The sequence below is a fragment of the Haladaptatus sp. SPP-AMP-3 genome (assembly GCF_049568665.1).
GTDB classification, from domain to species: domain Archaea; phylum Halobacteriota; class Halobacteria; order Halobacteriales; family Haladaptataceae; genus Haladaptatus; species Haladaptatus paucihalophilus.
In genome coordinates this window covers 170,316-184,528 of sequence record NZ_CP145902.1, presented here as the reverse complement: position 1 = coordinate 184,528, position 14,213 = coordinate 170,316, and the positions used below count along the sequence as shown (strand labels likewise).

Sequence of the window (14,213 nt, the reverse complement as noted above, 5' to 3'; positions counted from 1 at the left end):
CTCTCTTATTCTGTCGAGTACCCGGTCCGTGTTGAGAAGTTGTCCCCTGTATTCTCGGCATGGTCGACCAAATCAGTCGGTGTCTCTCTGTTTTCTGGAGACATTGATGCTTCATAATACGCGACACGTTTGGTTTCGTCCTGTTGCATAACTGGAGACGGTTTAGTCACATCTGATGAGACATTCTGGCTAAGTTCCTGCAGCCGGTCTGACGAAAGAGCGTGTGTTCGTTTTTCGCCGAGTACAACGCCACTGGTGACGATCGATCGGATTCCTTCTTCAACGGTCATCTCGACATCGAAGACGCGATCTTTTCGGACATGTATAACGAACCCACCCATGACGGGATTTGGAGCCATCGGTAAAAACAACGTTTCCATCTCGGTGTGATCCATCGACTGTTTGACGGTGGTAGCCGTGTCCGCGGTTTTGAATGCGACGGCGTACGATCCATCCGTAGGATATTCGACGAGCTTGACTTCTTTGAAGCTCTCTGAATCTGAATCAAGAAGCAGTTCGCTCATCTCATTGAAGCTCGTGTATACCGAGCCGATGCCCGGAACCGACGACATGAAATGGTCGAATTGCACACCAACGCGACCATATCCCGAGCGGTATTCGGCGACGAATCCCAACATAAAGAGAGACCCACCGAGCAGTCCGATCGTGATGAGCTTCACGAGCAACTCATTTGTCCCCGGCGAGACTCCGGGGACGCTTTTCACGATAAACACGACCGGGTTCAGAGTGTTCGAGATGAAGTTGAGCACAAATCCAAGGACGACAACTGTAACGATGAGAGGAATCGCAATAGCGGCGCCACTGATGAGTGATCGGCGGATGATCTCCTTGGCGTTGTGGTGTGTTACGTTCTTATTCATGGAAAGCACCCCTCGGCTCTGAAACGAATATCATACCCTTATAGCAATAGCGACCCTTGAAAGCGTTTAGGCCGAAAGAGGTGTAATGAACAGGCTACAATCCGTTTGGCTTCTCCTACGTATTAGGGAGAGAACGGAATTTAGGAACGAATTCCGAATCCATCGATTCCGATACAATTCAGGATGGAGACGAACTCGCTGTCGGAGAAGACCCGACTGTCTTCGATGTCTCTCCGCCGACGATTTAGGTGCATAGTACGAACGTCTGCAAACCACGCTTCAGTTTCGCGACGAAGTATCTAATTTCTATCGGGTAACGGATCCGAGTGGTGTAACATCCACACAGGTATTGAAAGATGATGGTGAGGACTGTTGCACACCGAAAACAACGAACTGGCCATCTACGTGCAGCATGAGAAACCGGACGACCCCGAGAAGGTGCGAAACTGGCTGTCAGCCCCCGAAGGGGGCATGCGCTTTGCGGCTCGATTCTATGGACCCTACTGGTCGCTGGTCGACGGGTCATATGACGTGCCCGAAGTCGTCACCGCGGGGGAGTGACGACTTTTCACTTCATCTCCAACCAGACAGTCGGTCTGCTGCATATTTCCTCTGTATTCGGTAGTCCAGTCTTAGCTGAGTTCTTGTAGTTCGATCAGCTACTACTGAATAGAACGCGCGAATGAAGCAGGTCTCCGATCTCAAAATACGCGACACCGACGCTCGCACACGACTATTCTTCTCTTCCGCGTCGGTGAGGTCGTCGACGTCCGCTTCTAAGAACTCGGTCGTGTCTTCGAGACCACCGAGTTTCTATCGGTTCTAAGCACGTGCTTTCGCCGCCCCTGTGCGATAGGCTTCGAGTTCATCAACGTGGTCGAAAATCGTTTGAATCGAGCGTTGTGACAATTGTATCCAACCCACACGCTTACGTGGTGCTCCATAGTAGTGCATGTGGAAAATAGTAAATCAATAAATACTATGAAACATGTCCATCAAAAAACGCCTCTCGCATAAAATATCGATTCCTGACCACGAACAAGCATCGTCACTACGGCAACAGACAACTACCTATTTGAAGGATAAATTCGGCACCAGGACAGAAGCAGCCGCCGAGCTCACTACGCTGATCGATCAATTCACTAACGAACGCACGGGGCATGCGATCGAGAACACTGTTACTCGATTTTTAGAACGGTACGAGTCGAGTGACGAGTTCGAATTATCGAATGACCGTGCGCTCGAGGACTTCTTGCGTCGATATGATTTAGAGAAAACCCGCCTTGACGACCATCTACTCGAGGTGGTCCAAACCCGATTAACCGCGAGAACCACCGAGGAAACGACACAATCGCTCGCACGGATCGCTGACGAACTCTCGGGGGATTCGAAGGCAGGTGTCGATCGGCCAATCGATAGTCCCCTGACGGAGGTGCTGTCCCAGTTCTTGATTGACGATACTCAGGGTCGGGTCCATTCTCTCGACGACTTCCTCGAGCGGGATGCCGTGGACACGGCTCAGCAAGTAGAACAGCTACTTGTTGAGGACCTACCGCGATTGGTAGAAGAAACACGGACGACCGACGTAAACACGGAGCAGCGGCATGCTCCGCGGACGACCGCAGCAGTTGCTGCGATGGCTATGCTATATGACAACAAACGAATCAATCCCGGTTTCGAAAGCATCCTGGTCAAACTGGCCTCTCATCTGCTTTCCACGCATAGAGAGGTGGACGGACCTCCCGACACGGGACTCGCCGATGCTTTCCCGGAAATCGTACGATCCATCCGCGAAGAGGATGTAGACTTCGAGATACCCAACTCGAAGCGGACTAGTTCGATAGTGCTCGTCGCACTGTTCATCGCCAATCTTGTCGGAATGGGTCTGGGAGCGTGGAAGTCCTATCGGCATGCGCCGCCAATTCCCGATGAGATTCAGGACCCAAACGGAAACATCGTCACCACCGGCGAACAGGTCCGGCTGGGAAAGAAGCTGTTCCAGGCCAATGGACTGATGAATCAGGGGTCAATCCTCGGCAACGGATCGTATTTCGGAGTCGACCTCACAGCTGATGCTCTGTACCTCAAGGCCGAGTTCATGCAGGAGTACTATGCACAAGAACAGGGAGGAGACTCCATCGAGGCACTCGATGAGGACGAACAGGTCGCCATCGAGGAACGCGTCAAACGAGAACTCGATGCCGATGCTCCAGATGGATCGACCATCCAGTATTCGGCCGCTGAAGTGTATGCGCACCGTCGAATTCGTGAACAGTACATCGAGCGGTACCACGAAGGCGACCCTGACCGGGGGATTCCGACAGGATTCATTGAGACGCCCGAACAGGCCGAGCGCATCGCCGACTTCGCCGTTTGGACGGCATGGTTTGCCCACACTAACCGACCAGACTCGACCCACTCATACACGAACGACTGGCCGTATGAACCCGCGGTCGGGAACCGGCCGACCGGGCAGGTGTTGGTCTGGAGCACGATCAGCGTCCTCTTGCTTATTTTTGGTGGTGGTTTGGGGGTATGGGCGTATCATTCGCTTGACTTCGCCGAACCGACGACCGACGTTATCGACGTTCCATCGCCTGACTCGGTGTCGATCACTCCTACGCAGTATGCTGCGGCGTGGTACGTCCCTGTTGCCGGGGCGCTGTTCGCCGTGCAGGTACTTACCGGAGCGCTGCTCGCTCACTATTATGTTGAACGGACGGGCTTTTTCCGGGTCGAAGAGATGCTCGGGATCGATCTCGTTTCGCTACTGCCATTCACGACGGTTCGAACGTGGCATCTCAACCTCGCAATCCTGTGGATAACGACCCTGTGGCTTGCAGGGGGACTCTTCCTCCCGGGGCTGTTCAGCGATCACGACCCGCCCTGGCAAGCGGCGGGCGCATCGGTGCTCCTTGGATTACTCGTAATCGCGACCGCTGGTGCGTTCGCGGGGGTCTGGTTCGGAATACAGGGCACATTCGGTTCGCCTGAAGAGAGCAGGCTCTGGTGGTGGCTCGGCTCTGAAGGCCTCGAGTATCTCGAGGTGGGCCGACTCTGGAAGCTACTCTTGCTTGGTGGACTCGCTGGATGGACGGGACTAGTACTTCGGAGTGTTCGACAGATGGACGAACCGCTCGCTGGACTCGGACACTTTTTGGTATACGCGGGTGGTTCGATCGGATTGCTGTTCGGTGCGAGCATGCTCTATACACCGGAGACGAACATGGCGGTGACAGAATTCTGGCGCTGGTGGGTCGTCCATATGTGGGTCGAAGGCGTCTTCGAGTTCTTCGTGGTCGCCATCATCTCCGTCGCCCTCGTATCGATGGAGCTCTTAGAGAAAGAGGAGGCAGAGAAAGCAATCCTCTTTGAGGTATTTGCGATCATGGCGGCGGGTATCGTCGGCGTCTCGCACCACTACTGGTGGGTTGGCCTGCCTGATTTCTGGGTGCCGCTTGGGACGACGTTCTCCACGCTCGAGTTCGTCCCGCTCGTGTTCGTTCTGTATCGTAGCATCGGCGAATATCGGTCGCTAAAATCTCAGGACGAGGAATTTCCGTATACCATTCCGTTGCTGTTCATCCTCGGCAGTAGTATCTGGAACTTCGTCGGTGGCGGCGTGCTCGGGTTCTTCGTCAACTTACCGGTGATCAATTACTATGAACATGGCACCTATCTCTCTGTCGCCCACGCCCACGGGGCAACGTTCGGCGCGTTCGGTCTGCTTGCGCTTGGACTCGGGACCTACATCCTGCGTGTTGTGACGCCCGAGGCGGTGTGGGATCCCACGTGGTTCCGGGTCTCGTTCTGGTTCATGAACGTCGGGCTCACTATCATGGTCGTCGCATCGTTGCTCCCGGTCGGATTCGCTCAACTCCGGGCAGTCTACACGGATGGCTATGCCGCCGCACGGAGTCTCGAGTTCTACGAGCAGCCACACATCCAGACGCTGTTGTGGGCACGGTCGTTCGGGGATACGCCGATGATTCTCGGAGCCCTCACGTTCACCGCTGGCGCTGTCCGTCACCTGTACGCCGCACGAAAGGCACCATTAGAATGGAACGAAGGAACGACGGGTCCACCGGCTTGATTGGAGTCGATACATGGGGATGTACTTAAAAAATAAGGGCTTACTCGAAATCCCCTGAATCATCGCAACTTCTTGTAATCGATGCCAGATGGTTCAACGATATTCGAATCCGCAACAGACGTGATGTCACATCGGTCACAGAATATCGAAGTCAACCGTGGCTGTCCGAAATGGATAGTGCTCGACGAGGACGCGCTGAATAACGGCTCGGACAGCATCAGTTCCATATCGATCGACGACGTTAGCCATTATCTCGTCGAAATGTTCGTCCTGCTGGTCTTCACGCGGGTTTCGTGCTCGATCAAGCGCGAGTTCGACCACATGTTGTGCCAGTCTGGTATGTCTACGATGATGAGGTCATAGAAATTCTAACGAATGGACGGAGGCTGGAAAATGTACGGCAGAATCCTCGCGTTGCGATTTCGATTCAATACGATACGGAAGGAAACTCTGAGTGGACTGCAACGTTTCTGGGAACTGCAACCGTGGTTGAGGATGTCGATCAAATCAATGCTGCTGCTCGTCGTATCTATCCTCAGTATCTCGGCTCGGACCAAGAGAAATGGGACTCCTTCTACCGGGACCATTTAGGTGACAATCCGCCTAACGACCTTCTCCGGATAGAGATTGGTACAGTTTCGTATGAGATCTTCTGATGCAATCGCATAGCCAGCGAATGTCACGGAGCATATATATTATATGCATTGGAACAACGCAATCTCAACTATCACAACCTCGGAGGATGGAATCGATGCGTGGCTTATTTTCATAGGTAGTACAAATGAGGTGTTCCCGGTTAGGCTATTCAACCCTGAAGAATGGCGCAAAGCGATATTACAGCGCGACTGGATTCGGTCGATTCGGACGCCTCCGAGCCGATTAGTCGTGGCCGTGATAGACTTCCCACGCGCGGAGAAATTCGAATAGTGGCTCGAGGTGGGTCGTTTTCTCGGTCGCAGTGTACTCGATTCGCGGGGAATCTCGTCGTAGGACCGTCGTCGCAGGAAGTCGGCGTCTGTCACCTCCTGAAGTTGGTCGGTGAGCGTCGTCGGGACATCGAGTCGATCTTGGAGTTCGTTGAATCGGCACGGTTCGGCACTGAACGCGAACTCGTGAAGGAGGGGGTGCGTGTGTGCACTCCCTAATAAGGTAAACGACCGAGTCTTCGCTTCTACGTCGATAGCGGGATCCGGCGTACTTTCGAGTGCGGTCAAGAAAGAATCGTCGGGAAAAGAATTGGAATGGCTCATTGCATCGAGTGAATGGACACACTGTGGCGGGGGCGGTGGGCGCCTTCAGACGATTAAGATGAGGGTTTTCTCTGGGACCGTTCGCTGACCTTCGGCGAGTGGTGGCCAAGGGCATACACGTTCTCCTGTGTGCCGGGATTCGACAACTTGATTGAGTCCTAAGAATCGGCCGACGGGGTCGACGCTACTCGTCCGTCGGATGGAGAAAAATTACCGAAACTGTTCGGCGGCATGCGTAACCTCGTTCGTCTCCTGAGTTGCTGTGAGTCGTATGGAAAAACGAACCACATCAACGGTACTGGAGACCGGATTCACATCTACTGCGGCCCTTGACGCGACCCTCGACTACGGAGCCGACGAGGGAGCGGAGCAGACCCTTGACCGGCTGACCGAGTACCTGACGAACGGGGGGTGGTTGTAAGATGGTTGCTGTATTCGTCGAAATGTCGATGTCGCTCGATGGGTACATCGCCGGACCGGACGACAGTCAGGAATCCCCCTTGGGCGATGGCGGCGAGCGACTCCACGAGTGGGTGTTCGACCTCGCGGCCTGGCGCGAGATGCAGGGACTCGACGGTGGGAAGACTAACCGGGACAACGAGATCGTGTCCGAGTCCATCGAGCGGATCGGCGCCCACGTGATGGGCCGGCGGATGTTCGACAACGGCGATGGTCCCTGGGGAGACGACCCGTTTGAGGGGTACTGGGGCGAGAATCCACCCTTCCACGGTCCGGTATTCGTGCTCACGCATCACCCTCGCGAACCACTCGAGATGGACGGCGGGACGACGTTCCACTTCGTCACCGATGGGATCGAAACGGCCCTGGAGCGGGCCGAGGCGGCGGCTGGCGACCGTGATGTCCGGATCTCGGGCGGTGCGGACGTCGTCCGTCAATACGTCGAGGCGGGACTCGTCGACGAGATACAGCTTCAACTCGTGCCCGTGCTGTTCGGGGACGGCATCCGACTGTTCGAGCACCTCATCGGCGAGCCTATCGAACTGGAACGAACGAGGGTGGTAGAGTCATCCGACGTGACGCACCTTCGGTTTCGAGTCATACACTGACTCGACGAGTGAAAAAGGAAGAAGACCAACGACAACCAGCGACCGTAATAGCGGCTTTGAGCACGTCGGGTCGGTCAACTACTGGGATGAGAAAATGGGTCAGGACATCACGGACCAGTTGGCCGGGGTCGACGCTGTTCATCCGTCAGGACATAAGTCACCGAAACTGTTCGGCGACGTTCGTAACCCCGTTCGTCTCCTGAATCGGTGTGAGTCGTATGGAAAATCGAACCACTTCAACGGTACTGGTGACCGCCACGGGCGAGCGTACCGGGCGTGAGACGGTCCGAGAACTGAACGATACGTCGCTTCGCACCCGGGTGCTTACCCGGTCGGCGGCGAAGCACGCGTCGCTGGGCAAGATACGTCTTGGTACACAACTCAGATGTTCAGCCTCCCGGTTCACCAGAGACGCCGCAAGACCCCTGGAGAGCAATCATGCCAGGTGAAACCTCGGAGAACGATGAATCTCCCTCCAAGCTGATCGACACGAGAATCGAGGAGTTGTCCGACTGGCGAGGGGAGACGCTTTCCCGGATTCGTGGCCTCATCAAGGAGACCGACCCCGATGTGGTCGAGGAGGTGAAATGGAGAAAGCCATCGAATCCACATGGGGTTCCGGTGTGGGTTCACGACGGGAATATCTGTACTGGCGAGACATACAAGAGCAAGGTAAAACTGACCTTCGCAAAGGGTGCTTCCCTCGAGGATCCGGCCGGTCTCTTCAATGCCAGCCTCGACGCCACAGTCAGTCGCGCCATCAATATTCACGAGGGTGACGAGATCGACGAAGAGGCCTTCAAGTCCCTCGTCCGCTCAGCGGTGGCCCTGAACAGATCTTAAAAAGCGGATTTCACGCCTTGGTCCTCAGTGCGCTTCGGGGTATGGGGGACTGGTCCGTCATCTCCCGAACGTTTCGAGTGCCGGGCCGTTGTCTACGGAACGTGTGTCCTGTCGGGCGGCATCGGCATTGGGAGGCCTTCAAGGCATGCGTCTGCCGCGGTACAATCGCTTCTTCAGTCCCACTGCCAGAGGTTCGTTCCTGGCGATTGTCGTAAGGATTCCAGTGGGGGCCATCATAGCCTCGCACGTCTCAGTCCCGCCCGGACAATGGTGGATCCCAGAATTAGGGCTATCATGCCGATGACGGTCCACTGCGCTGAACCTCCAGTAATTGGCTCACAGTCGGCTACACACAAGACGGGACCGATCTCGACGATTCCGAGGCCTTGAATCAGCCATAACACTCCGAGAACCCCTACGATTGCGCCAAAAGTCGCTAATGCAATCGCCTTCACGTTCATGTTTCAGTACACCTCTAGAGAACGATCATCACCTGAGGAGTTCGCTAGGGACGAAGAGGCAGATTCTTTGTTTTCGACCCGGTGATCAGTTTCGGTATAGCCTACAGGTGTGGCAGTTCCGCGCACAAATGGCCGAACAGGGCTTACGCTGAAACTTAGCGTTTCGATTTCGTCCAGTGTGAACGGACCTGCTGCAATCCAGTCGTCTGTGCGACGGTCGAGGTGGCAGCCGTTGTCAATCCGCTTCCAGAGCGGTGTTATCAAATCCTGGATGTAACCGCGCAGACCGTCAGACCGGACGTGTTCGAGAAAGCGAAATTCCCCATCCGTCTTCACGACTCGGTGAACTTCCTCAAGGGCTCGAGAAGGGTTCTGTAGCGTACAGAAGACCGCGCAGGCGAGAACCACATCGAATGTGTCGTCTGCATAGGGAAGGGATTCGGCCCGTCCTAATTGTAGATTCATGTCCAAATCATGCTTGCTGGCTGTCCGCTTCGCCTGCCTCAGCCCGTTGGAATCAGGTTCGATTCCGTGCAATTCGTGGGGTGGCCCATCCTGAACCGCCGTACGCAGGTCCGGGATCATTGCACCGTTCCCAGTGCCGAGGTCTAGTATCGCCCCCTGAAGATCGCGTGTGAGATACCGGCAATGCTTGGCAAAGTCAAAGCGCTCAGTGAGACCGGCAGCGACTGGATGACAAGGATTTGGTGGTTTCGTCCCCGTCCGGTTTGTGGTGCCGCTTTCGGCTTGTATGTCTGGCATGAGGTGATGATATGAACGCCTTACATCATCATGCGAATAGCGCCGTACAGCTATGGTGGGTTTAAATATGTATGGCGCGTACACCTCCCCCAATGTACCACTATCTGCAACAGACGCAGCACAATCAACTCGTTACTCGACTGATTGTCTTACTATAGAGACTCTAATCGAAATGGACACAAAAATTGGTCTGGGTGTATGAAATATATAACCGTCGTCATTTCCAAGATCGATGATGAGAACTGCTCTAGCGGAGAAGACGCTACTGATTCGGTGGTAGAAGGTGAAGCAATTCACTACATTACCCTCTTGGATGATGGAACTGGCGTAGCACTCTACCAACTCCGTGGCGACCTCGAAGAGAGTGCAAAAGCACTGGAGGAGGACCCGGAGGTGCTATCAATAGAGCGGTCCGAGGCAGCGGACGGGCTTGTCTATCTCCATTTTCAGGCGGATGCGCTTATGACCGAACTCCTCAGTCTTTTCCGACGGCACGAGGTCGTTGTGGACTGGCCGATGGAATACACTACTCGGGGTGCGCTTCGAATTACCTGGATTGGAGACGATGAGAAGATACGAGAGGTTATCAGAGAAATCCCCGAAGGGGTTCAGGTTACCCTCGAAGGGATCGGCGAGTATCATTCAGATATGCGCCAACTCGCGTCGCTGCTGACGGAGCGCCAGCGAGAACTGTTGAAACTAGCGATCGACCTGGGGTACTACGATGTGCCGCGGCAGGTAGGTCTCAGAGAAATCGCCGACGAAATAGACCTCAGTGTTGCGACAGTGGGCGAACACCTTCAGAAGATCGAGGCTCGGATTCTCTCTCAAGCGGTGCTGTGAACTCCTCTCGACATACTCCAACTGTCTTCGCCATTGGCATCGGATGTCACCCGTGCGTTGAGTGAACCTCTGCTACCAGAATTGTTCGGCACCGCACTCATGCACTACTACAGCCTTTGAGCAACTCGAGAATATGAAGATGAAACAACTCGGGAAGACGGGTGAATCGATAAGTGAACTTTGTCTAGGGGCGATGTATTTTGGGAGTCGTCTCAACCGAGAAACATCATTTGAACTGCTAGATCGATACTACGACGCTGGGGGGCGAGTCATCGATACTGCTAACGTGTACGCTACCTGGGTCGAGGGACACGAAGAACCCGAGAGTGAACCATTACTCGGAGAGTGGATCACAGAGCGAGGGATTCGTGATGAGGTGATAATCGCGACAAAGGTCGGGTTTGAATACGGGAACGTTCCCCGAAGTCTCGAGCCCGAAGTAATCCACGAGGAAGTCGACCGAAGTCGCGAACGACTCGGAATCGAGACGATCGACCTGTTGTACGTCCACGTCGACGATCCAGAGACGCCACAGGTCGACGTGATGCGTACGTTAGCCGAGCAGGTCGATGTTGGGAACGTCCGTTATATTGGCGCGAGTAACATGCCAGCCTGGCGAATCGCGCGTGCGAATTGCATCGCCGAAGAGCGTAACTGGCCCCGGTTTGAGTTCGTCCAGCCTCGGTTTTCCTACTTGATTCCCGAGCGCAATCCGAGCTTCGATGCCGCCGTCCAATTGCCGATGACGGATGAATTGGCAGACTACTGTGTCACAGCCGACCTAACTGTACTGCCGTATTCGCCGACACTGGGCGGTTGCTATGGTCGAGACGATCGTTCGATTCCCGACACCTATGTTCGATCGGAAAATCGACTTAAGATGGCTCTTGTCGAGGAACTTGCTGATCGGCATGATGTAAACGGCAACACAATCGTCCTCGCCTGGATGCTTGAACGTGACCACCCAACGGTTCCCATTCTCGGTTGTAGTACCCTCAAGCAGCTAGAAATGAATCTTGCCGCCTCTGATGTAATGTTCACTGACGAGGAGTGTCGTCGATTGAATGGGATCGAAAACTACGGGTTCGACAAGTGGGCACAACGAAGCGCTTGATTCAATCTCCGATAAAAACCATATATGCAATGCTGCTAAAAGCTCACATCTTCGACCGTCGAATTGACCATAGCCGAGCCGGTATTGTAAAAACGGTAAGCTCGGCATCGTGCTCGATACGAATGTCGCCAAGCATTCGATTCAGTGTCTCCTGACCGGTTCGGATGAGGAAGTGCCAGGACTCCCTTTTGCCCTCCATACGGGCATCGTCATCGAGAACGAATCCCCACGAGCGGAACGTTGGTTCGATACAACAGGGAACGTCATACTCGAAAAACATGTCTTGCGGGTAGTTCCAATCGCGTGGATACCGGACGAAGCCCGGCGAGTCGCGACCGTCTCCTTACGAACGGAGTCGATTCGATCCGACGCTTGCGGTTTCGACAGCGATGGCGACTTGTTTCGTGTCGTCACCGTGTACTGTACAGTGTTCATACGCGGTTTGGCCGACTGTGACGCCACCGTGACCAAGCACTACTGCGCCTGTCTCCACCGCGAGTTCTGACGTCCAACATTTGGGATGCCGGAGCTCCACCGAGAGCTGCAAAAGTTCTTCTTTCATCGATTCACCTGTTGATATCCAGCTTGCTGAACGACCTACTGACGAGGTGAGAATCATTTCGTCGCAGATCGCGTCATGTTGGCGAATTGGTTTGAATTCACTGTATTCGGGAGTTCGGAGGAGGTCCGCTTCTAGTTTCACGCACTGCTACCAGAACTGTTCGGCAGTGCTGGCAAGTTTCTCTCCGGTGTTAGAGTACCAATGAGAATTAGCACTAATCATCATTCGATAATCAATTTTGAATCCAGGGGAGACCTCGTTGCAGACCTCGATTGGAGGCTCGCGAATGACTACTGGGGGAAGTTCACGCCCCCCGACCAAAATGGGCCGCACAGTATCAACAGCGATCAATCAGTAAACAATACTGACGAAAGTCCCAAGACAGACGAGCATTCGCAAAATGCGTTAGTTCACCTCACAGGAGCTACAATCGACCACCGGCTCGTCTGCGAAGCAGGAAGGTACGTCGCGGAGACGGGTGGCACACTTGTACTGGTGAGCATTATGACCCCGGACGAATTTTCTGGTCGACAGCGAGCGTACGCTTCAACCGGATATCTACCAACCTACCATATACTTCAGGCCGAGGAATCTGGCCGACAGCACGCTCTCCAGGTTGGGCGACGGCCACTCAACGCGCTCGGTATCGACTATACCGCTGTTGGAATGGTAGGGCGGAAGACCGACTGCCTGATCATTGCCGCTCAGCGGTATCATTGCGGACACCTCTTCGTCGTTGAGCGACGGCAATCCCCCATTCGTCGTCTCATTGCACGCAGCCGTAACCAATCGATTACTCACAGGTTCGATGGATCCGTGACTGTATTACAGCCGGAGGGGGATGAAGAGCTCCCCAACAGTCGGGAGAGTACCGTAGGGGGATGATTCACTATGGCGAGTGGTGATTTCAAACCTCATATTCACAGTGAGATTAGTTCTCCCTCGCTGTTGAGGTCCCTCGGCGAATAGAAGTTGTCAACCACAGGCACGAGAATCCGATAACCCGCCTCCATAGTCGCGACAGAAGACAATACCGACAGAGTTCATATCTCTCTGCCACATCTATAATGCCGAGAATTGACACTGTGGCGATTTTCGTTTTCTGCGTGCCTGTTCTGCTATAGGCGCCCGAATAACAAACGTGGAGAGGGGAATCATAAAATTTCAGACCTGGAGTAGTACCTCACAGGGAATAGTGACCAAGGTAACCGGGTAATAATAGCGCCGATAATTCGGGTCCTGTTTATGTTATCCAACGCGCTTGGAACCGTTTGACCCACGGGTCGATAAGGAGGTACCCACCTGTGAGGATAAGGCCAAGGAGGGGGAGGAGGGGGAGGTAGACTACGGGAGACACCTCACCGCCTGCGGCAGAGAACGAAAAATAGCCAGCAGGGGGGATGGAGAGTAAGAACAGGACCGCGATGACGCGGTGGGCGCGGCGCAGGAAGAAGTGGACTGCCATGCGACGGTTACCCCTCCACCTGATCGGTGGATTCTTCGAGGGCAACCACCCACCTAGCAGTGACCCGACTAGCACCGTCAGATTCGGGGATTCCCTCGAATCGCGCGGTACGGTCAAAGCAGTCGACTAGCGCGGCAACGATTGACTGGCCAGAAATCTGTGAGTTCGTCTCCGTCCGGTTCGCCGGGGCTCTCTCAGTATCTCTGCTTGACATCCGTTGGTGACATGGACGCGCTACTTCTGCATGCGAATAGCGCCGAAAATGTAAGGCAAGTTAATATGGGTGCGCGATATGTCCGCGGTCGCACGGATACGAGATGGTCGCTCGATCGAGAACTCGAATCGTCCTATGGTGTCGTCCAATACGATGTCGCAGGCGACGGCGAGCCGCTGGTGATGGTCCACGGTACGCCAAGGTCGGCGTACGTCTGGCGTGACATCGTTCCGGAGCTGGCGAGATGAATCGGGTCTACTGGTACGGCATGCCCGGCTTCGGGAGATCAGAGTATTTCGACGAGCAGGATGTCTCTCTCGGGATTCAGCACGGCGTGCTCGTCGATCTGGTCGACCACTGGGGGTCGACTCGCCGAACGTCGTCTGCCACGATATCGGCGGCGCGGCGGAGTTGTGAATGTACCTCCCCAATAATGTTCGTTTCCGACGAATCGGCACCCCCGACGCGGTCGCGTTCCGGCCGTGGGGGTCACCGTTCTACGAGCAGGTGCGGGAGTACGAGGGGGCGTTCGCTACGGCACCCGGCTACGTCCACCGGGCGATCCTGCGCGAGTACGTGGGCTGATATCGTGGAAGAAGATCCCAGTCAAGTCGAGAATTGAGTAAGGATTAGCGTATCCTCCGAAACTGCGGATCTT

At 54.8% G+C, this 14,213-nt stretch carries 12 protein-coding genes; 9 read left to right on the top strand and 3 right to left on the bottom strand.

The window, feature by feature from the left end; translation table 11 throughout:
- Positions 1 to 5: 5 nt before the first annotated feature.
- Positions 6 to 881 carry a DUF502 domain-containing protein gene (locus V5735_RS23725; RefSeq protein ID WP_423747558.1) on the bottom strand — a complete coding sequence of 292 codons (876 nt, stop codon included), beginning with the start codon at positions 879 to 881 and terminating at the stop codon, positions 6 to 8.
- Positions 882 to 1,253: 372 nt separating this feature from the next.
- On the opposite strand from V5735_RS23725, the gene V5735_RS23720 reads away from it, so the two are divergent.
- From V5735_RS23720 to V5735_RS23695, 6 genes are all read left to right on the top strand, one after another.
- The gene (locus V5735_RS23720; RefSeq protein WP_423747557.1) at positions 1,254 to 1,442 is read left to right on the top strand and encodes a DUF1214 domain-containing protein; all 189 of its coding nucleotides are present in this window, start codon (positions 1,254 to 1,256) and stop codon (positions 1,440 to 1,442) included.
- Positions 1,443 to 1,869: 427 nt separating this feature from the next.
- Positions 1,870 to 4,974 carry a nitric-oxide reductase large subunit gene (locus V5735_RS23715; protein WP_423747556.1) on the top strand — a complete coding sequence of 1,035 codons (3,105 nt, stop codon included), beginning with the start codon at positions 1,870 to 1,872 and terminating at the stop codon, positions 4,972 to 4,974.
- 293 nt (positions 4,975 to 5,267) lie between these two features.
- Positions 5,268 to 5,630 (top strand): pyridoxamine 5'-phosphate oxidase family protein, encoded by a 363-nt coding sequence (locus V5735_RS23710; RefSeq protein ID WP_423747555.1) that lies wholly within the window; start codon positions 5,268 to 5,270, stop codon positions 5,628 to 5,630.
- Between the two features lie 865 nt (positions 5,631 to 6,495).
- Entirely contained in the window at positions 6,496 to 6,645 is a 150-nt protein-coding gene (locus V5735_RS23705) for a hypothetical protein (protein WP_423747554.1), read from the top strand.
- A gap of 1 nt (position 6,646) precedes the next feature.
- A complete protein-coding gene (locus tag V5735_RS23700; protein WP_423747553.1) occupies positions 6,647 to 7,291 on the top strand; it encodes a dihydrofolate reductase family protein in 645 nt (214 codons plus the stop codon).
- 438 nt (positions 7,292 to 7,729) lie between these two features.
- Positions 7,730 to 8,134, top strand: a complete 405-nt coding sequence (locus V5735_RS23695) for a DUF1801 domain-containing protein (protein ID WP_423747552.1) — start codon at positions 7,730 to 7,732, stop codon at positions 8,132 to 8,134.
- A 464-nt stretch (positions 8,135 to 8,598) separates the two neighbouring features.
- On the opposite strand, the gene V5735_RS23690 is transcribed toward V5735_RS23695, so the two are convergent.
- Positions 8,599 to 9,357, bottom strand: a complete 759-nt coding sequence (locus V5735_RS23690) for a class I SAM-dependent methyltransferase (protein ID WP_423747551.1) — start codon at positions 9,355 to 9,357, stop codon at positions 8,599 to 8,601.
- 198 nt (positions 9,358 to 9,555) lie between these two features.
- Here V5735_RS23690 and V5735_RS23685 point away from each other — a divergent pair, with 198 nt between their 5' ends.
- Both V5735_RS23685 and V5735_RS23680 read left to right on the top strand, forming a co-directional pair.
- A complete protein-coding gene (locus V5735_RS23685; protein WP_423747550.1) occupies positions 9,556 to 10,200 on the top strand; it encodes a helix-turn-helix domain-containing protein in 645 nt (214 codons plus the stop codon).
- A gap of 139 nt (positions 10,201 to 10,339) precedes the next feature.
- A complete protein-coding gene (locus V5735_RS23680) occupies positions 10,340 to 11,314 on the top strand; it encodes an aldo/keto reductase (protein ID WP_423747549.1) in 975 nt (324 codons plus the stop codon).
- A gap of 1,805 nt (positions 11,315 to 13,119) precedes the next feature.
- Here the strand turns inward: V5735_RS23680 and V5735_RS23675 are convergent.
- Positions 13,120 to 13,341 carry a hypothetical protein gene (locus V5735_RS23675; protein ID WP_423747548.1) on the bottom strand — a complete coding sequence of 74 codons (222 nt, stop codon included), beginning with the start codon at positions 13,339 to 13,341 and terminating at the stop codon, positions 13,120 to 13,122.
- Positions 13,342 to 13,972: 631 nt separating this feature from the next.
- On the opposite strand from V5735_RS23675, the gene V5735_RS23670 reads away from it, so the two are divergent.
- On the top strand, positions 13,973 to 14,140 hold the full coding sequence (locus tag V5735_RS23670; protein ID WP_423747547.1) for a hypothetical protein: 168 nt from the start codon (positions 13,973 to 13,975) through the stop codon (positions 14,138 to 14,140).
- The last annotated feature ends 73 nt before the right edge of the window (positions 14,141 to 14,213 follow it).